Origin of the sequence: Sphingobacterium mizutaii, assembly GCF_900187125.1 — a bacterium.
GTDB classification, from domain to species: Bacteria; Bacteroidota; Bacteroidia; order Sphingobacteriales; family Sphingobacteriaceae; genus Sphingobacterium; species Sphingobacterium mizutaii.
The window spans coordinates 4,196,598-4,215,559 of the sequence record NZ_LT906468.1 but is presented as its reverse complement, the minus strand read 5'-3'; the positions used below and the strand labels follow the sequence as shown (position 1 = coordinate 4,215,559).

At 40.0% G+C, this 18,962-nt stretch carries 14 protein-coding genes; 6 read left to right on the top strand and 8 right to left on the bottom strand.

From position 1 onward, the window contains the following. Positions 1-329: 329 nt before the first annotated feature. The 3 genes from CKW03_RS18235 to CKW03_RS18225 all read right to left on the bottom strand — a co-directional run bounded on the left by CKW03_RS18235 (position 330) and on the right by CKW03_RS18225 (position 3,640). Positions 330-1,262 (bottom strand): ketopantoate reductase family protein, encoded by a 933-nt coding sequence (locus CKW03_RS18235; protein ID WP_093099294.1) that lies wholly within the window; start codon positions 1,260-1,262, stop codon positions 330-332. A 251-nt stretch (positions 1,263-1,513) separates the two neighbouring features. Next, positions 1,514-1,780 carry a DUF488 domain-containing protein gene (locus tag CKW03_RS18230; protein ID WP_169919023.1) on the bottom strand — a complete coding sequence of 89 codons (267 nt, stop codon included), beginning with the start codon at positions 1,778-1,780 and terminating at the stop codon, positions 1,514-1,516. Between the two features lie 411 nt (positions 1,781-2,191). After that, on the bottom strand, positions 2,192-3,640 hold the full coding sequence (locus CKW03_RS18225) for a glyceraldehyde-3-phosphate dehydrogenase (protein ID WP_093099292.1): 1,449 nt from the start codon (positions 3,638-3,640) through the stop codon (positions 2,192-2,194). Between the two features lie 429 nt (positions 3,641-4,069). Here CKW03_RS18225 and CKW03_RS18220 point away from each other — a divergent pair, with 429 nt between their 5' ends. Then, the gene (locus CKW03_RS18220) at positions 4,070-6,535 is read left to right on the top strand and encodes a glutaminase family protein (protein WP_093099290.1); all 2,466 of its coding nucleotides are present in this window, start codon (positions 4,070-4,072) and stop codon (positions 6,533-6,535) included. 59 nt (positions 6,536-6,594) lie between these two features. Here CKW03_RS18220 and hemW read toward each other — a convergent pair whose 3' ends face one another. The 3 genes from hemW to CKW03_RS18205 all read right to left on the bottom strand — a co-directional run bounded on the left by hemW (position 6,595) and on the right by CKW03_RS18205 (position 9,891). Then, entirely contained in the window at positions 6,595-7,722 is a 1,128-nt protein-coding gene (hemW, locus tag CKW03_RS18215) for a radical SAM family heme chaperone HemW (RefSeq protein ID WP_093099289.1), read from the bottom strand. 56 nt (positions 7,723-7,778) lie between these two features. After that, complete coding sequence (locus CKW03_RS18210) at positions 7,779-8,057, bottom strand: hypothetical protein (RefSeq protein WP_093099287.1); 279 nt, start codon at positions 8,055-8,057, stop codon at positions 7,779-7,781. Positions 8,058-8,718: 661 nt separating this feature from the next. Then, complete coding sequence (locus CKW03_RS18205) at positions 8,719-9,891, bottom strand: FG-GAP repeat domain-containing protein (RefSeq protein WP_093099285.1); 1,173 nt, start codon at positions 9,889-9,891, stop codon at positions 8,719-8,721. Between the two features lie 266 nt (positions 9,892-10,157). Between CKW03_RS18205 and CKW03_RS18200 the strand changes: the two genes are divergently transcribed. From CKW03_RS18200 to CKW03_RS18180, 5 genes are all read left to right on the top strand, one after another. Further along, complete coding sequence (locus CKW03_RS18200; RefSeq protein ID WP_093099284.1) at positions 10,158-10,577, top strand: hypothetical protein; 420 nt, start codon at positions 10,158-10,160, stop codon at positions 10,575-10,577. A gap of 55 nt (positions 10,578-10,632) precedes the next feature. Beyond that, complete coding sequence (locus tag CKW03_RS18195) at positions 10,633-11,703, top strand: hypothetical protein (protein WP_093099282.1); 1,071 nt, start codon at positions 10,633-10,635, stop codon at positions 11,701-11,703. Between the two features lie 37 nt (positions 11,704-11,740). Continuing rightward, complete coding sequence (locus CKW03_RS18190; protein ID WP_093099281.1) at positions 11,741-12,295, top strand: GNAT family N-acetyltransferase; 555 nt, start codon at positions 11,741-11,743, stop codon at positions 12,293-12,295. A 223-nt stretch (positions 12,296-12,518) separates the two neighbouring features. Continuing rightward, positions 12,519-14,774: a GH92 family glycosyl hydrolase gene (locus CKW03_RS18185; RefSeq protein ID WP_236736531.1), complete on the top strand. Its 2,256-nt coding sequence runs from the start codon at positions 12,519-12,521 to the stop codon at positions 14,772-14,774. A 121-nt stretch (positions 14,775-14,895) separates the two neighbouring features. Further along, positions 14,896-16,407 carry a sulfatase family protein gene (locus CKW03_RS18180; RefSeq protein WP_093099279.1) on the top strand — a complete coding sequence of 504 codons (1,512 nt, stop codon included), beginning with the start codon at positions 14,896-14,898 and terminating at the stop codon, positions 16,405-16,407. A 215-nt stretch (positions 16,408-16,622) separates the two neighbouring features. Here the strand turns inward: CKW03_RS18180 and CKW03_RS18175 are convergent, their stop codons facing one another. Continuing rightward, complete coding sequence (locus CKW03_RS18175; protein WP_093099278.1) at positions 16,623-18,491, bottom strand: M1 family metallopeptidase; 1,869 nt, start codon at positions 18,489-18,491, stop codon at positions 16,623-16,625. 41 nt (positions 18,492-18,532) lie between these two features. Beyond that, positions 18,533-18,961, bottom strand: coding sequence for a hypothetical protein (locus CKW03_RS18170; RefSeq protein WP_093099276.1), 429 nt, complete (start codon positions 18,959-18,961; stop codon positions 18,533-18,535). Between the last annotated feature and the right edge of the window lies 1 nt (position 18,962).

Here is an 18,962-nt window from a genome sequence, read left to right as displayed (position 1 = left end):
GTCATGTACTGTCCTGTTGTACAAAAATTTTACAATAACCCTGTTTTTGTGGAAAGAAAATGGTTTTGGTATTATCTTTTAAAGTAATACCAATGGGTTGAACTATAAAATTATGGTGGATAATCGGGGAAATAGGTGTTAAATCTTCAATTTCTAAATCTCATTTCCTCAAAAAGAACAAAAAATAGATAGACCTCGAAAGATGGATATGAGTACGGTGTTAGGCATTCAGAGCACAATTGTCAAGGTATGGGCATGGTCCAAAATAGATGGTCCGATCAAGGTAGGACTGGCATTTGGGTTTGGTTGGAGGTCTTCAGTGTCCAACTTTATTTCTTTTTGAGACTTTCATAAACCATTTGGTGGTAAGGCATTCCAATTCCCATCTCTTTTGATTTAGCCTCGAAGAAACCTATAAGCTCTTCCATTTCGTTCCTAGGGTTGTTATCCTGTAAATCCGAATGAAGGGAAGTGGTGGCGTCAATAGGTGTCGCCATCAGCATACCAATGATATTTTCCTTGGTTCCTAGATTTAGTCTCACGTTCATTTTTAAAGCCAAATCAATACCTTCGTCCAGGAGCGCTAGAAACGTATCGAAAAAATCCCGGTTACTTCTAATCTGTCCAAATGTGGCGTTAAAGTAACATGTCGATGCGGCAGCCGAAGAAATAAAGAGAAATTTGGTCCAGATCACAGGTTCAATCTCTTCTGTAAGTCCAGCATCAATCCCAGCTGAACGTAACAACTGGTAAAAATATGTAAGGCGATCGTCCATCTGGCTGGGTATCCCAAAATGCAGTTTTTCAAATTCTGAAAATTTTTCCACAGCACCGTCCCCCACCTTCCTCACGACTATGTTTGTACATCCGTAACATACCAGGGCAGAGGGGAACCTTTCCTTGATTTGCAAGACCGATTGAACCCCGTTCATCAGGGGTATGATAACAGTACGCTCGCCCACGGATTGCGAAATGCAATCCAAAATGCCCAATAAGTCTGGGGTCTTGGTGCAGATCAATATATAATCGTAGGTTCCCTTTCCCCTTGCATCGTGGAACACATCATCAGGTTTACCGGTAATCTCCAATCCTCCATCTCTTACCATCAAACCTTGTTCCTGAACAAAGGAAACTGATTTTTCCCTCACTAAGAATTCTATTGACAGACTTCCATCATTTGGGTTGGAGGCACAGAGCTTGCAACCAAAATATCCTCCAATTGCACCAAGTCCAGCTATCAATACTTTTGTTTTTTCTATCATGTCCGTTTTTGTTTAGATGATTACCAGTCTTTGGGGTTTTCAGTCACCATGTTATGATATAGTCATAAAGATAATATACATTCGTAGAAAAGGAGGCTCAGAACAATAAACACGCTAATTTATACCCTTGTGTTTCCAGTCACGTCCCAGGAATGCTTAAATTATCCATTGGTCAATTTGGATAAAAAGTTCCTTAAGACTATCGCTTGGTTGTGTAGGGGATCCCTGGCACTATAGAGAAGGCAAAGGTTTTATTTTTGCGCAATGTTTCCTAATCTTAAAAGGTCGTTTTTTTGACTATCTAATTCTGTTTGATACCTAAGGGAGAACTCATCAAATCTTTCGGGTATATGTCCGAACCATTTTCTCAATTCAGTTGAAGGAGCGATATCCTTGTTCCATTCATCCAATTTGGCGCCATTTTTCTTTACTCCTCTGGGCCAAATCCGATCAATTAAAACCCTATACCCATCAAGGGGTGACGGGGGCTCATATATCCTTTTAATTTGGATTTCCATAATATTATATGTTAATATAAGGAATATGAAAGGTTTTTGTTTTGATTTTTCAAAACTTCATCTTGGATTGCCAAATGAATTGTCTTCTTTCCAGTTTATGCATACATTAGTTGTCAAATATTCGGTTTTAAAACGGGTTCATGTACTTTGATAGAGAAATCTTCTCTGGACAAGTTCCGATGAACGCTAATATTTGTTGAGAATAAATTGTATTGACTTAGAACAGTTATACAATAAATGTTATGAATTATAAGGATTTCGTAATTATTTGATTTGTTCCCATCCTCCGTTTTTGTCTCAGATTATTATGTTTGGATGGTTGTTATGGGAATGAACCTGTTAAAAGCAGGAATGAGATTTGAAAAAGAAAAAAGAAAAGGGGCAATTTGATCAAATTGCCCCTATCTATTACTAGTAATAAGTATATCTCCTTACACCAGCGATATGTCTTGCCAATCGCATGACTTGGTGAGAATAACCATATTCATTATCATACCATACATAGATAATGGCTGTTTTTCCATCTTCCGAAACAATGTTTGCAGGAGCATCGATAACGGATGCTGCTGAAGTTCCGATGATATCTGAAGAAACGAGTTCCGAATTGTTGGTATAGCTTATCTGTTCAACCAGGTCACCATCCAATGCAGCCTTTTTCAGGAGATCATTCAGTTGGTTCAAGGTTGTTTTGTTATTTAATTCTAAGTTGAGGATTGCCAATGATCCATTTGGTACAGGAACGCGGATGGCATTGGAGGTGAGTTTTCCAGCCAAGGCAGGCAATACTTTTGCCACTGCTGAGCCAGCACCGGTTTCTGTGATCACCATGTTCAATGCAGCTGCACGGCCCCTTCTGGATTTCTTGTGCATGTTATCGACTAGGTTTTGGTCATTGGTATAGGAGTGGATGGTCTCGATATGACCTTTACTGATGCCCAATTCTTTTTCTAAAACTGCCAATACAGGTGAGATGGCATTGGTTGTACAAGAAGCTGCTGAGAAAATATGGTCCTTTTTAGGGTCTGCATCCAATTCATTTACACCATAAACGATATTTGGAACACCTTTTCCAGGGGCGGTCAATAAGACCATTGCAGCTCCTTTGGATGTCAGATGCCTAGCCAATTCTTTATCATCACGGAAAGCACCTGTATTATCAATAACTAAGGCATCTTTGATACCGTATTTACCATAGTCGATATCTTCAGGGTTTTTGGCTGAGATAATGTACACGGGAATCCCATTGATGATCAATGCCCCGTTTATAGCATCAACTGCAACTTCGCCATCAAAGTTTCCATGGATGGAATCTTGTCTTAGCAAAGCTGCTCTTTTCTCCAATGTTTTTTTATCAACCTCATCTCGTGTTACGATGGCTCTTAAACGCAATTGTCTGCCTGCTCCAGCCTTGCTGATGAGTTCGCGAGCAAGGAGCCTTCCTATCCTTCCGAAACCATAAAGAACCACATCTTTTGGCTGGAAAGGTAAGTGTTGATTGGCTGGTCCCAACTCTTTGCGGACAAATTCTTGGACGTCAGCTTCTTGGATCCGTTGTTTGCGGATGTTCAATGCCAATTTTCCGATATCTAACCTTGAAGGATTGAGATCTAGGGCATAGATAGCCTCGGCAACCTTTAAGGTTTCCATAATATTCAACTCCACACCGGTATACTCTTTTGTTTCTTGATGTAGATTCAGAATAAAACTAACTCGGCGATCGATCAATTGGTTTCTGAAGAGCACGAGTTCTATGGATTGGTTAAACCATAAGTCGCTTATTATTTGAATAAGCTTAACGCATGCATTTTGGTTTGATTTGTAACTTTTGATCTGGTCCTCAAAAGTAGAATTGTGTATCATAATTATTGAATGAAGAAATTTCCCGCAAACTTAGAGCTTTTGTATTGCTTAAAAAATTAAAATTGAAAATTTGGCAAGAATTAGCTACTTAATGCTTGTTCTTTTTGTTATTTTTTAAAAATGACAATGATATTTTGGGAATATATCAACACTCTTCTCTTGTTTGCTAAACGCTTTTTGCTTATTTTACTTAATAAAGTGCTGTTTGGGATAAATATTTAATAATCTAGGTTTATTACACATTTTAATGAATTGTAAAGAATTCCTTACAGAAGTTGCTTAAAACGTTTTAGTTGCTATCTTTAAGCTAATCGATAAGAGATAATAAACCTTTAATCCAGAAAATATTTCATGAGGGATACCTAGAATTCAGTTTTTTGAGTCTCGGACCTCCGCTATATCTATCACAGACGATTTACAGAATTACCTATGATTAATAAAACAAATGTCCTTGGGGTTTTTATATTGCTGCTGACACAAATGTTGTCAGCGCAACATATCAAGAATGATTTACGAGCACCAGCTTTTCCCCTGGTTACCTTAGACCCAAATACCAGCGCATGGTCTTATACCAATAACCTATATGATTCCAATCCTTCACATTGGTCGGATAAGAACTTGCCTTTTATGGGAGTGTTGAAAGTGGACGGACAGTTCTATCGATTTATGGGAGCCGAGGATGTTGAGATGCTAACGGTAATCCCGAACGGAGAGGACAAGGCATGGGATGGAAAGTATGTAACCACGGAACCTGCAAAAGATTGGTCTGCCAAGGGTTTCGATGCTTCTAAATGGCAAGCTGGGAAAGGTGCATTTGGTACAACTGAAAATGAATCGCTGAGCAAGACCAATTGGACCACAGATAAGATCTGGGTAAGGAGAGAAGTGGTACTTGCAGAAGATCTAAGCAATAAATCCGTGTACCTGGAATATTCGCATGATGATGATGTCAAGATCTATGTGAATGGCATTGAAGTAGTCAACCATGGTGGAACTGGAAAGAATAAACGAGTTAAATTAACTGAGGAGGTAGTAAAGACCTTAAAGAAAGGCAAGAATAGTATTGCCGCCTACTGTTTCAACGGAGGCGCAAATGGCTTTCTGGATTTTGGACTGTTGGTGGAGCGTAGTGATAAGGCCTTTTTTGCAAATACAGCAAAGCAGATTTCTGTAGATGTACAGCCTATGCAGACTCTATATACCTTCCAATGTGGAGATGTGGAATTGAAAGTGACCTTTACGGCTCCTGTGTTTTTAGATAACTTGGAATTATTGTCCAGACCGATCAACTATTTGAGTTATGAAATCAAATCGCCACAACCGAAAGAAATTGAGCTGTATTTTGAAGCTTCCCCAAATTGGGCATTGAACCTTCCGACCCAGGAATCGGTTTCAAGTAGCTTTGACAAAAATGGAATTACCTATTTAAAGACAGGGTCAACATCGCAAAAGATATTGGGCAGGACGGGAGACCATGTGAAAAACGATTGGGGATACTTCTATTTGGCCAGTGAAAGTGCCGGAACAACGGCAAAGGTAGCCCCGAGCACGGCATTGCGTTCTGCATTTGCTTTAGGGACTGCTACCGATGCTGATCAAAAGGACGGAGTAAAGCAATTGGCATTGACCAAGAAATTGAAGGTCAATGGTACGGCAAAAGGCAAAGTTGCCATTGGTTATGATGATGTCTATGCCATTCAATATTTTAATACCAACCTAAGGCCTTATTGGAACCGTAAAGAAAACAGCAGCATTGAACAGCAGTTTGAAATCGCCTTTAAGGAGTATGATCAATTGATGGCGGCGAGCAAGAAGTTTGATGATAAATTTATGCAAGAATATCAGCAATATGGAAAAGAATATGCTGAGCTGTGTGCTTTGGCTTATAGACAATCCATTGCTGCCCATAAATTGGTAGAAGCGCCTAATGGTGACCTACTTTGGTTGTCAAAAGAAAACGACAGTAATGGTTCTATCGGTACGGTGGACATTACCTATCCTTCATCGCCCCTGTTCTTGATCTATAATCCAGAACTGGCAAAGGGCCTGGCCAACTTTATCTTTTATTATTCAGAATCTGGAAAATGGCAAAAGCCATTCCCTTCACATGATATCGGTACCTATCCTGTTGGAAACGGTCAGACCTACGGAGGCGATATGCCGATCGAAGAAGGTGGAAATATGTTGATCCTGACTTACGCCATTGCAAGGGCAGAAGGAAATGCTGATTATGCGAACAAGCATTGGGCTACATTGACCACTTGGGCAGATTATTTGGTCGAAAAAGGCCTAGACCCGGAAAATCAGCTTTGTACAGATGATTTTGCAGGTCATTTCGCCCATAATGCGAACCTTTCAGTCAAGGCTATTATGGGAATAGCATCCTATGGTCATTTAGCAAAGATGTTGGGGCAGAATGAAGTAGGCACGGAATATATTAATAAGGCTAAGCAAATGGCGAAAGAGTGGGAGCAGATGGCAAAGGATGGCGATCATTACAAGCTTACTTTTGATAAATCTGGAACCTGGAGCCAGAAATACAACATGGTTTGGGACAAGATCTTTGATATGGGGATTTTTGATCCGAAGATCAGGGAAACGGAGATCAAGTACTACTTGACCAAACAGAATAAATACGGGCTTCCTTTGGACAGCCGTGAAGCCTATACCAAGACGGATTGGATTTTTTGGACAGCTACCATGGCGGATAAACATGAGGACTTCCTGAAGTTCTTGAAGCCTGTTTATCTGTTCATGAACGAGTCAACAACACGGGTGCCGATGTCGGATTGGATTTGGACAGATCGTCCTGAACGCAGAGGATTTAAGGCAAGAGCGGTTGTAGGTGGGTATTACATCAAACGTTTTGAGGATTTGATTAAAAAAGGAAATTAAGATCAGGTTATATATTAGGTTAATTAGAGAGGGGGGTGCGAAAGCATCCTCCTTTGTTTTTAATCGACGATAAATAATTCGGCTGCTATCTGATCCGCCAGTAATTTTCCGGATGGGCTTAAGCTTATAATGCCTTCTTCAGAGATTAAAACTAGCTCCTTGTGAAAATATTCCTCGATATTCTTAAGGATGCTGCTCAGGTAATCGTTTCCAAATTCCTTTTCCACGTATTTTTTGTCGATTCCCCATTTGGTTCTTAAAGAGGTCATGACATATTCATTGAATCGGTCATTCTTACTCAGTTGTTCAGTTTTCAGAGGGAGTTCTTTGGTTAGGATGCCTTTTATGTACAGGGCATTATTGGCAATATTCCAGGACCTGGAAGTGCCGTTGAAGGAATGTGCTGAAGGGCCTATGCCTAAGTACGGTTTTCCTTTCCAGTAATTGCTGTTGTGACGGGCGTAACGATCCGGCTTAGCAAAATTGGAAATCTCATAATGTTCATATCCCGTGGAAGTCAATGTATCGATAAGCATAAACATCTGTTCGGCGCTCTGTTCTTCATTGAGAGCAGGGGTTTTTCCCTTGTTGATCAGATGCGCCAATGCGGTTTTCTTTTCCACTGTCATGGAATAGGATGAGATATGTGGGACTTCCAGGTCAATCAGGGATTGCATATTGGATTTCCATTTGCTATTGGTCAATAGGGGATAGCCATAGATAAGGTCGCAGGTAATGTTTTCAAAACCTGCATCTTGAACGCGCATGATCGATGATCTGGCTTCTTCGGAATTATGGGCACGGTTCATCCATTTAAGGTCCTCCTCGAAGAAAGATTGAATGCCGATGCTAAAGCGGTTGATTTCGGTGTTGCGGAGTTCCTGAACTTTCTTTTTATCCAAGTCGTCAGGATTTGCTTCAAGGGTGATCTCTGCATCCGAACTGATTTCAAAGTATTTGGCAACTTTGCCGATTAAGGCGTCGATTTCCTTTGCTTGGAGGATGGAAGGCGTTCCGCCACCAAAGTAAAGGGATTCTACTTTTTTGTTCTCGAGATAGGAAGCACGGAGTTCAATTTCCTGTTGCATGGCTTGGAGTAGGTCCTCCTTATACTTTAGGGAGGTGCTAAAGTGGAAGTCGCAATAGTGACAAGCTTGTTTGCAAAATGGAATGTGGAAATAGAACATGGGTGCCCGCTCAGATGTTATGAGGCAAAGGTAAGGAATTAAGGATAAAAAGATATTTATATAGAATTATTAAAATCTTTATGTATATCTTTTATTGCTTTTACAACACTTTCAATAGTTGAATCATCATTTAAAGGATTAACCATTAATCGAACAAATGCACCATTTTCTTCCATTTGTATATGCTTTTCTAAAATATTATTAAGTCTTATTACTAAACCCTCATTGCTACTTGCAATTTTTCTCATTTCTCTCCCTAATACAATCGGTCCGATGCTTTTGAAAACTATATTTTTTGTTTCATCAAATAAATCGTTATGATGTTGATATATCATTTCATCATTTAATGTAAATTAATGAACATTGTTTAATAATCAAAGAAATATTATGTGTTTAAAACTTGAATTAAATATATAAGAGTTTAGTTCGTGGATAATAAAACAGATAATGGTTCTATTCTCCGGATATTATCTAACTTCATATAATCGGATTGTCAAAAAACAAAGAAAATACTGTGTTTCTATTTGTTGCTTTAAAATCGCAACTATTTGATTTTTAGACTAATTGAACATTCTGGGTGCCGCTCAGTTGTTATTAGGAAAATGTTCGGTTATTTAGCAGACAAACTTGATTTTAATTTATGAGAACTTAGTTTGTTAGGTAATCAAAAAACATTGAAATTCATTGACAAACATATTTGATATAAATTTATGTGCATCAAACTCATTAGGTAACCAAAAACTATCGAAATTGATTGACAAACCCATTTGTTATAAATTAGTAAAATCCCACGTGTTGCTTTTAACTAAATTAGAGTTATGATTTGATATTAATTAATGTACATCAAACTTCTTAAATGATCATAAACTATGATAAGTGTTTTACAAACCGATATGGCATAAATTTATGTACAATTAGATAAATTTACAATTGGTCCCAAAGTCTTGATTGATTTTGAGCCGTCGGCATGTTTTCTTTTGAAGTCGTATAACTTCCTTAATTAGCTACCTGGCCTTGTCCTTCATTATAGAAAATATACAGTCCATCCTTCCCGGCAACTATCACATCTTTTCTTCCTGAGTTCCTGAGATCAGTCACTGCAAAATAAATCCCTGCACCTTTACCTTGATCCAAAGGGCCATAGCTAATGATGTTTTTCGTAAATGATTCGCCATTCCATTTGAAATAATATAATCCTACAGGATCATTGGCTCCAGGATCTTTTCCATTGTGTGCCCTATACCGTTTTCCGGTGATAAGCTCTTCTTCTCCGTCAGCATCGATGTCAACCCATTCCATGGTATGGTATTGTGAGTTGTTCAGGTCAATAGGGTGTTCTATCCACTCTCGCTTTCCTTTTGAAGCTATCTTTTGTTCATACCAATGTAGGCCGTAGGAATGCCCTTGTCCGACGATAAGGTCGTTTTTTCCATCCTTGTTGATGTCTAGCACCAATACTGGTATGCTCGCGTCTCCAAAATCAAACTCCTGATGTAGCATCCATTCCCCCGTAGGGTCTGCAGGAGCCTCATGCCAACCATTGTTAACAATGATATCCATCCGTTTGTCGCCATTTACATCCCCAAAGCCCATTCCATGGCCTTGGGTTGGTGCAACATCGATCTTACTGAATTTTCCAGTTCCTTTGCCAGTGGCGTCGGTAATCAACTTATAGTACTTCAATGGATGTCCAGGATTGTTTGGAATAATTTCTAGATTGCCATCTCCATCAAGGTCAAAACCTCTAGCGGTTTCAATATTGCCAGTGGAATCGATGCTATGTTTCTTCCAGGCGGCATTGTCTCCAGGGTTCTCCATCCAATATAATGTTCCAGCAAACCAACCTCCGGTGATATAGTCCATTTTTCCATCTCCATTGACATCCATTGGAATATTCATAAACTCATCCCAATATTCGTCGACGCGTTTTACCTCGGCAATAAAATGTCTTTGCACATAATCTGGCCCTTCGTACCAAAATGCACCGGAGACCAAATCTGGCTTTCCATCTCCGTTGACATCGGACACCCCGACAGATTCATAGGTCTCCGAAGAAACCTTCACTTTATTAAAGTGGACAGGTCCGACATAGTAGGCTTTTTTCTGGTCCTGGCCAGTGACGGATAGGATAATTCCTATGCTAAAAATGGTTAAAAAGGTTAGTCGCATAGTTTCAAGTTAAGAAACTTGCATAATTAATCCATCATGTAGTGTCATGGTTTTTTAAGAACAGCCTTTTGGATTCACGGATATGCCCTTAATTAATAGATGCTTACAAGATGGTAATGCACAAAGGGTCCAAAATTCATTAGTTACATGCCTGAAAAATTAATCTCAGAAAGAGCCTTGTTATATTATTGTTAACCTATTGATATTCCTGGAAATATTAATAAATTTAGTCTATATTTTATCCAAACTTATTATCACTAGATACTATGAGCAATATCAAAGAGAGAGTACTATTGATTGCCGAATCGAAGGGGGTGCACAAAGTCGAGTTTTTTAAAGGATTGGGTCTTTCCTATGCAAATTTTAAGGGCGTGCAAAAAAACTCAGCCCTGGGCTCCGATGCAATAGCCACTATTCTATCTAGCTACGCCGATATTTCTCCTGAATGGTTGGTCTCTGGTGCCGGCGAGATGTTGAGAGTTGATAATCAACATCTCCACGAAGTCGCCATTACACTTCCTTCTAAAATCGATAAACCTATCGATAATGGTACATTGTCCGCTGCCCTGGAAAAAGTGATCAGCGCTCAACAGTCTACCATTCAATCACAAGAAATTACGATTGCAGCCTTAACGGCAAGGATTGATCAATTGGAAAAAAAGAAGAAAAACAAGAAAAAACGTTAATGCATTTTCAATAAAAGTTCTTTCACGGAAAGCTGGTTTTTCTTATCTTTTCTGTATGAAACTGCTATTAATTTTATGTGCTTTCCTGCTTCCTAATATCCTTTTTGCGCAAGTCAGAAGAAACCTAAAGGCATTCTACAATGCTGATTCTACCTTGGTCGACTATCAAGATCGGCAAGGAAAAGTTATTGTTCCACTCTCCCTACAAGCTGTCAGTAGGATCCCAAGTTCTTTTGACAATATCATTTCGGTAACAGAGGTCAACGATCAGGAAGAATTTCGTTCTTATTTCCTGACCAAGACCGGAAGAAAGGTTGGCAATGACAGCCTCTACTATTTCGACAATGTTCCGGATTGCGAGAGTGAAGGCTTTATCCGTTTCTATGATCAAGCAAATGACCTGGTAGGGCTGCTCAATGCCGAAGGCGAAATTCAAATTCCTGCTATCTATAATGGTCTAGGACGTGTCAAAAATGGAATGATCCCTGCCTTAAAGGGCGCCCAAAGAAAAAGGGATAGTCCTGGTGACGAACTTTCCTATTTTGTGGGCGGAAAAAGTATGTTGATCGATACGAATAATCAAGTCCTTATTGAGGATTTCCCGTACAATGATAACCTGAATTTTTACCAAGTGAGTATCAATGGCTCTTTACCCGAGGATAGGACATGGGAAAAATTTAAGGGGAAAAATGGTAATACTTATGCCTTTATGGACTATGTAAAGGAGTTTGAACAGCTCTTTCCTAAATTATTTTCCAAAGAAATAACAAAAGAACGATTGATCTCCCATTCCTATGACAGTATCGCCTATTGGCATGAGGACCAAAATCAATGGGTATTTGAGGAAAGTCCTAAATACATCAACCGTCAGGGTGATATATTAAAGGATCTGTTCGAGTCTGTTATCAGCGGATCGAAAAAATACGATATCTCTAAATCCAGCTTAAATTATTTCATATTTGAAGGCGAATCCTATAGTAAGTATCTCGATCAATGTGGTGATTCATTAGATGCAAAGTATCCGGTCATATCCCTGTCTTTGTACGACGAATTCCCATATGTATCAAAGACATTTGAGTTTCTCCGGACGGATGAGGGATACAAGCTCATCCTCGTCAATTTTTAGATTAATTTTTATCTTAGGGCAAAATATTATTTTAACAATGAATATTAGAAGAGGATTAAAGCAGGATTCGGAACAAATAGCAAGTTATTTATTGTTGGCGATGGAAGAGATTGCCTACCGTTTTATTGGTCAAAGAGACAAGGATCAAGCCTTGCATTTTTTGACAGAATTGGTAAGACAAGAAGGCAACCAATATTCCTATAATAATAATTGGGTCATCGAGGAGGAAGGAGAAGTTGTGGCTACTGCCCTCGTTTATGATGGTTCAGAATTACATGAATTAAGAAAGCCGGTTGCACAATATGTAGAAACCCAATTTCGGCGTGATTTCAATCCCGAAGACGAAACCCAGCCTGGCGAATTCTATATAGATTGCATCGGAGTCAATCCCAATCAACAGGGTAAAGGTTTGGGGTCCAAGATTATTGAATTCTTGATCGGGGAATATGTTACGAAGAATAAAACGGTATTAGGCTTATTGGTCGATGATGATAATCCGAAAGCCAAAAAATTATATGAACGTCTAGGCTTCCAAGTGGTCGGTGAAAAATGGTTGATGGGAAAACACCTGGAACATATGCAGATTAAATAATCATTTAAAAATACTGGCAACGCCTATGCACTTGCATAGGCGTTTTTTTATGCTTTTATACTCCCTAAATAATTAGCTAAAACCTTTTTACAACCTATCTATTTTGTAAATTTTTTTATTAAATTTGATAGTGGACCTGTTGTAAACCAATCAATCTAAAGCTTTTGCCAAAGGCGGTATAGCAGTAAACGGTGTTTTTTTCATATTACATTACAAGATCATTATGTTCAAAAATAAAATTCCGCGAATAGGAAAAATATGGAGCAAAGGGAAGAGCTTTGCAACCATGGCATTGATTTTTATCGCTGCAAGCCAAGCCCAGGCGCAGAAGACAGAGGTGGATTATGTCAATCCTTATATGGGTAATATATCCCATCTGTTAGTGCCGACCTATCCAACCGTCCACTTGCCAAATTCTTTACTGCGTGTCTATCCTGAACGGGCTGATTATACCTCAGACCGCATCAAAGGGCTTCCTTTGATCGTCACCAGCCATCGTGGAAGTTCTGCTTTTAACTTAAGTCCAATCGTTTCGGGTACCCGGGATTTAAAACCTGTATTGAACTACAGCTACGATCAAGAGATCATCAATCCATATAGCTATTCCGTTTATTTGGATGAAGACAATATCCAGGTTGACTTTGCGGTATCACATCAGGCAGCAATCTATGAATTGGGCTTCGAAAAAGCGGGTCAGCCTCAGTTGATCTTTAATTCCCGCAAAGGTGATGTGAAATGGGATGGTAATGGTGTCTCTGGAAGTCAGGATATCGGAAACAACACAAAAGTCTATATCTATGCGGAGTTTGATCAAAAACCAACAGAGGTTGGTAGCTTAAAAAATGGTCAGATCAGCAAGGCAACAGAAGCTTCAGGCGATCAGGCGAATTTGGTCCTGACCTTTCCAACAGCTGCCAAGACTTTAAAAGTGCGTTATGGTATCTCCTTTATCGATGCTGCCCAAGCGAAAGCTAACCTGAACCGTGAAATCAAAAACTTTGATTTGGCAAATGTGAAAGCAGATGGAAAAGCAATCTGGAATAAGGCGCTTGGTAAATTGAAGGTGGAAGGTAAAAATGAAAATGATAAGAACATCTTCTACACGTCATTATACAGAACCTTTGAAAGACCGGTCAATATTTCTGAAGATGGCCGTTATTTTAGTGCATTCGATGGTAAGGTCCATTCAGACGAGGGAGTTCCATTCTTTACAGATGACTGGATTTGGGATTCATACCGTGCCCACCATCCATTAAATGTATTGATTGATACCAAAAAGGAAGGAAATATCCTGCAATCATTCGTTCGCATGTCTGAACAGATGCCTAATTTTTGGTTACCTACTTTCCCAGAGATTACCGGCGATAGCCGCAGAATGAACTCCAACCATGGGGTAGCCGCACTTTTAGATGCTTATGAGAAGGGCGTCCGTTCATTTAATGTAGAAGAAGCTTACAGAGCCGCAAAAGGAGCGATCACGGAAAAGACCTTGGCACCTTGGTCAGGTAAACCTGCCGGTAAGATGGATCAATTTTTCTTTGAAAAAGGCTATATCCCAGCTTTGCACCCAGGTGAAAAGGAAACTTATCCAGAGGTACACAGCTTTGAGCGGCGCCAACCTGTGGCCGTTACTTTAGGTACTTCCTACGACCTTTGGTGTTTGGCGCAATTGGCTAAGCATTTAGGCAAGACTGAAGACTATGATAAATTCATGAGAAAGTCTTTCAATTATAGAAATCTATTCAACCAAGAAACTAAATTCTTCCACCCTAAAGATGAGAAAGGGAAATTCTTGGAACCATTCGATTATGTGTTTTCGGGAGGACAAGGAGCAAGGGAATATTATGGAGAGAACAATGCTTGGATCTATCGCTGGGATGTTCAGCACAATATCCCGGATTTGATTAATCTGATGGGAGGAAATGAACAATTCGTTCACTATCTGGATGAAATGTTTGTACAACCTTTAGGTAAGTCCAAGTTTGATTTTTACCAACAATTACCTGATCACACCGGAAACGTGGGCCAGTTTTCTATGGCAAACGAACCATCCCTACATATCCCTTACCTATACAATTATGCTGGTCAACCTTGGAAGACCCAAAAGAGAATCAAGACCTTGATCAAGCAATGGTTCCGTAATGACCTAATGGGCGTTCCGGGAGATGAAGATGGAGGTGGACTTTCCTCTTTCGTGGTCTTCTCCCAGCTGGGTTTCTATCCGGTTACCCCAGGTTCTGGAATGTACAGCATCGGTTCGCCATTCTTTGAAAAGGCCGTTATCCAATTGGAAAACGGAAAGACCTTTACCGTCATAGCTAAAAACGCTTCGGACAGGTTTAAATATATACAATCCGCTAAATTGAACGGCAAACCCTTAAATAAAGCTGAAATCTCCCATAAAGAGATTTTAAATGGTGGAGTCCTAGAATTCGTAATGGGCGAAAAAGCCAATAGAAACTGGGGTGCCGGTAATTAATAAAAAATTAGAAAGAACTGGAAGGCTGCCTCATCACGGGCAGCCTTCTTTATTTGCCCCCTTTTCTGCTCATTACAATAAAATCTGTATATTCGGTTATATTCTAAACCCAATCATTTCTATGAAAATCCTTTATTTAAAGCTTTACCAAGCTTTATTCTTGCTGTTATTCCTCCCTTTATTGAATTTCGGCCAACAGAAACCGAATGTGGTCATGATCTATGCAGATGACTTAGGCTATGGTGATTTGAGCGCCTATGGGGCAACGAAAATCAACACCCCAAATATTGATGCACTAGCTAATCAGGGCATCCGATTTACCAATGGACACTCCTCTGCGGCAACCTGTACCCCTTCTCGATATTCGCTGATGACCGGTAAATATCCATTCCGAAAGACCGGAACTGGTGTATTGCCCGGAGATGCTGCTTTGATAATCGATCAGGGCGAGATGACGCTGCCGGAGCTTTTTAAGCAACAAGGATATGAAACCGCAATCATCGGGAAATGGCACCTAGGCTTAGGTAGCCAAGTCGAAAAAAATTGGAATGAAAGCATTAAACCAGGACCATTGGAAGTAGGCTACAATTATTCCTATATCTTCCCTGCCACTGCAGACCGTGTTCCAACCGTTTTTTTGGAAGGGTATCGCGTAGTAGGCGTCGATCCTAATGATCCTATTGAGGTTTCTTATAAACAGAAAATCGGCAATGAACCGACAGGACTTGAAAATCCTGAGCTCTTGAAAATGAAAGCGAGTCCCAACCATGGACATAATCAAACCATTATCAATGGTATTGGCCGAATAGGCTGGATGACCGGCGGTCTGCAAGCCAGATGGGTGGATGAAGAAGTGACCATGACCTTTGCCGACAAGACCGTACAGTATATCCGTGAGCATGGTGAGAAGCCTTTCTTCTTGAGCTACCATGCGACCGAACCTCATGTTCCAAGGATGCCTTCCACCATGTTCAAGGGAAAGAGTGGCTTAGGTTACCGAGGCGATGCAATCCTTCAATTGGACCATACCGTAGGGGAGATCGTTCAGGCATTAAAGGATAAGGGAATCTATGAAAATACGATCATTATCTTTAGCAGTGATAATGGGGCAGTATTGGATGATGGCTATGTAGATGGAGCAGTGCCCCAATTGAATGGACATAATCCTTTTGGGCCCTATAGAGGTGGGAAATATTCGGCGTTTGAAGGCGGTACCCGCGTACCCTTTATCATAAGTTGGCCAAAAGGCATCAAGAAAGCACAGGTTTCAGACGCTTTAGTTTGTCAAATGGACTTGCTTTCCAGCTTTGCCAATTTCTTTAAAAAACCGCTCTCTAATCAAGATGAATTGGATAGCCAAAATATCTGGAATGCACTGATAGGAAAGGATAAAGTAGGTAGAGAGTATCTAGTGCAATCGGCTGGCACCTTCTCCATTACAAAAGGTAATTTAAAATATATCAAATCTAGTAAGGGCCGAGCCTATAACGAACTGACTGGAACTGAACTGGGCATTAATCCTGAAGACCAACTCTATGATCTGTCCAAGGATCCCGGTGAAAAAGTTAATATCGCTAAACAAAATCCGAAGGCTGTTCAAGAATTGAAACAGCTTCTTGAAAAGCAACTGTGATAATCCAAAGCTTGTCAAGCGTATAAAAATTTTGGGACTAGCTCCGAGAATCGTATTACCCTTATTCGAGACATATTCGGAAAATTCGGAATGTGTCTCGAATAAGATTAAGCCGATTTCCTAGAAAAATCTAGGATAAACTGAATTTAGAAATCAAAATAAAGGCTGTTCCCCAGAATGAGGAACAGCCTTTTTACTTGCAAGATTTTTAATATTTATAGACCGTAGGCATTGTCATCATAGTTGATGTCAGCAAGCCTTTGGGTAGGGTCAATCCACGCTTTCTTCACTTTCTTGGAAACTGGAACCGAATAAGTCGGTTTTGTCCAGAACCAATCCGTAAGAACGGTACGCTTTACTCCTTGGTATATATCATACTGCTCAGCAGGTTTTTCACCGCGCATCTCACGTAATGGGATATAGAAAAGTTCCTTGCTTCCATCTTCATATTCTACCAATAGGTCGATAGGCATAGCCAGGTTAGATTTATTTTGGATTTCAATGCTCTTATCAGAAACATTGGCAATAGCATAATCAATAGTTCTAGTCGTATTGATGAATAGGTTGAAATACCATTTCAAATTAATTCCAGAAGTTTCTTCAGCTACCCTTTTGAAATCATTTGGAGTAGGGTGCTTGAATTTCCAGATATCATAGAAGTTCAAGAAAGTCTTTTGCAGATTTTGCTTACCGATGATATAGCCCATTTGTTCAGCCAATACACCGCCTTTGCTATAGGCTTCGATGCTATAGGCGAAGTTGGTATTGTAATAGTCTGCTAATAGACTCATTGGTTCCTCTTTTCCTGATTTAGCCAAACGATAGTAAGAGTTGTAGGCAGAACCAATAGGATTAAGTGCTCTTGCTTTTGGTTTCTCAAACAGTTCCGTATAGGCCAGTTCCTCAATATAGCTGGTGAAACCTTCGTCCATCCACTCATCTACAGTTTCATTCACACCAAACAACTGTTGGTACCAAGAGTGAGCTGCTTCATGGAAGATAACGCCCACTAAGCCTTTCAGGTTCCTTCCACCAGTGATCAAGGTTGCGGTTCCATATTCCATACCGCCATCACCACCTTGTACGATCGAGTATGTTTTCCAAGGATAAGCTCCGAAGTGCTCACTGGTAAAATCGAAGAATTCTGTCGCCAAACCTAATGCAGTTTTCCAATTGTCCTTTACCTCTTGGTCAGTAGGCAGGTAAATGGTATAGATTGTAGTTCCCAATTTTGTTTTGGCAGAATCCACTTCGAATTTAGGGTCTGCTGCCCAAGCAAAATCATGGATGTTCTCTGCTTTATAATGCCAAGAAGCTTTGTTGTTCTTAGTTTTGATCTTTGCATTTTTCACATAACCCTTTACCTCAGATGGGTTCTGTAATTTTCCAGATGAACCGATCACATAATCCTTGTTGATATGGATAGTGACGTCGAAATTTCCGAAAGGGGCGATAAACTCACGACCAATGTATTCATCCAAATGCCAACCGAACTCATCGAATTGAGCCATTTTAGGATACCATTGGGTCATGGAGAATGCAACTCCTTCTTTGGAGTTACGTCCGCTTCTACGGATCTGTTCAGGAACCTGTGCTTGCCAAGTCAAATCAAACTCTACGGTACTGCCATCTTTGATCGCCGTAGGTAAAGTCACTTCTAGGATCGTACCGTCTTCCTTGAAAGAAACATCTGTGCCGTTGTACTTAACCGATTTGATTTTCTGAAATCCGATCTGTTCTGGGGATAAAACAGAAATACGGCTCTGACGAATCGGATTTTCTTTAGTACCGATATTGGTTACCATCCTCGCATCCGGATCAGGAATGGTTTTCAAACGTTCATCCATCATGCTTCCAGGTTGGAAAGCATTGAAATAGAGATGAAAGTAGACTTTGCTCAATTCTTGTCCAGAATTGTTGCTGTATTTCAGGTTCATCTTACCATCGTATTGGAATGTCTTTTCATTGACATCAATATCCATGGTATAATCGACTTTCTGATCCCAATATGCCTTGCGTTGTGCAAAGGATGATAGTGAGCAAAGAGCCAAGACTAGTAAGCCAAGAGTGTTTTTTAGATTCATATTGCCAAATATATAAAATTTAACATTTGAAAATGACAGGCTTATCCGATGACGATATCGATTCCTAGGTCTTTGATCGCTTGGATTAATTGATCGAATTGATCATTGCTGGCAAAAATCTTGTTTCTCCAGATCCGTACCGTGCTCATTTTTCCCTTTTTATGAAAGGCTAAAAGGTTTCCTCCGGATCGGATATGGTTCTTGAGATAGCTGATTTCTGCAATGGGGATTTGAACCTCTTTGCCGAACTTGGTAATGTTAATGTTACGGTCATCGATCTGCCAAGTGGAGTTCTGTTTGCTGAAACGGACCGCCGCCCACATGATGGCAGGAATGCAGAACAATAGGATCAAGATCTTGTAGATTTCTTGTAGCGTACTAAGTGATAATAAATAACCAACCACAAAAAGGCCGCCTAGCAATATCCAGATAAATCTCCCTCTATGTAAGGTATTGATTTGGTAAGTCATG

Excerpts from the sequence above, each read along its gene's own strand:
- hemW (WP_093099289.1), bottom strand. The coding sequence starts at position 7,722 with ATGTTCTATTTCCACATTCCATTTTGCAAACAAGCTTGTCACTATTGC.
- CKW03_RS18205 (WP_093099285.1), bottom strand. The coding sequence starts at position 9,891 with ATGCGACTAACCTTTTTAACCATTTTTAGCATAGGAATTATCCTATCC.
- CKW03_RS18220 (WP_093099290.1), top strand. The coding sequence starts at position 4,070 with ATGATTAATAAAACAAATGTCCTTGGGGTTTTTATATTGCTGCTGACA.
- CKW03_RS18195 (WP_093099282.1), top strand. The coding sequence starts at position 10,633 with ATGAAACTGCTATTAATTTTATGTGCTTTCCTGCTTCCTAATATCCTT.
- CKW03_RS18225 (WP_093099292.1), bottom strand. The coding sequence starts at position 3,640 with ATGATACACAATTCTACTTTTGAGGACCAGATCAAAAGTTACAAATCA.
- CKW03_RS18230 (WP_169919023.1), bottom strand. The coding sequence starts at position 1,780 with ATGGAAATCCAAATTAAAAGGATATATGAGCCCCCGTCACCCCTTGAT.
- CKW03_RS18175 (WP_093099278.1), bottom strand. The coding sequence starts at position 18,491 with ATGAATCTAAAAAACACTCTTGGCTTACTAGTCTTGGCTCTTTGCTCA.
- CKW03_RS18200 (WP_093099284.1), top strand. The coding sequence starts at position 10,158 with ATGAGCAATATCAAAGAGAGAGTACTATTGATTGCCGAATCGAAGGGG.
- CKW03_RS18235 (WP_093099294.1), bottom strand. The coding sequence starts at position 1,262 with ATGATAGAAAAAACAAAAGTATTGATAGCTGGACTTGGTGCAATTGGA.
- CKW03_RS18210 (WP_093099287.1), bottom strand. The coding sequence starts at position 8,057 with ATGATATATCAACATCATAACGATTTATTTGATGAAACAAAAAATATA.
- CKW03_RS18185 (WP_236736531.1), top strand. The coding sequence starts at position 12,519 with ATGTTCAAAAATAAAATTCCGCGAATAGGAAAAATATGGAGCAAAGGG.
- CKW03_RS18190 (WP_093099281.1), top strand. The coding sequence starts at position 11,741 with ATGAATATTAGAAGAGGATTAAAGCAGGATTCGGAACAAATAGCAAGT.
- CKW03_RS18170 (WP_093099276.1), bottom strand. The coding sequence starts at position 18,961 with ATGACTTACCAAATCAATACCTTACATAGAGGGAGATTTATCTGGATA.
- CKW03_RS18180 (WP_093099279.1), top strand. The coding sequence starts at position 14,896 with ATGAAAATCCTTTATTTAAAGCTTTACCAAGCTTTATTCTTGCTGTTA.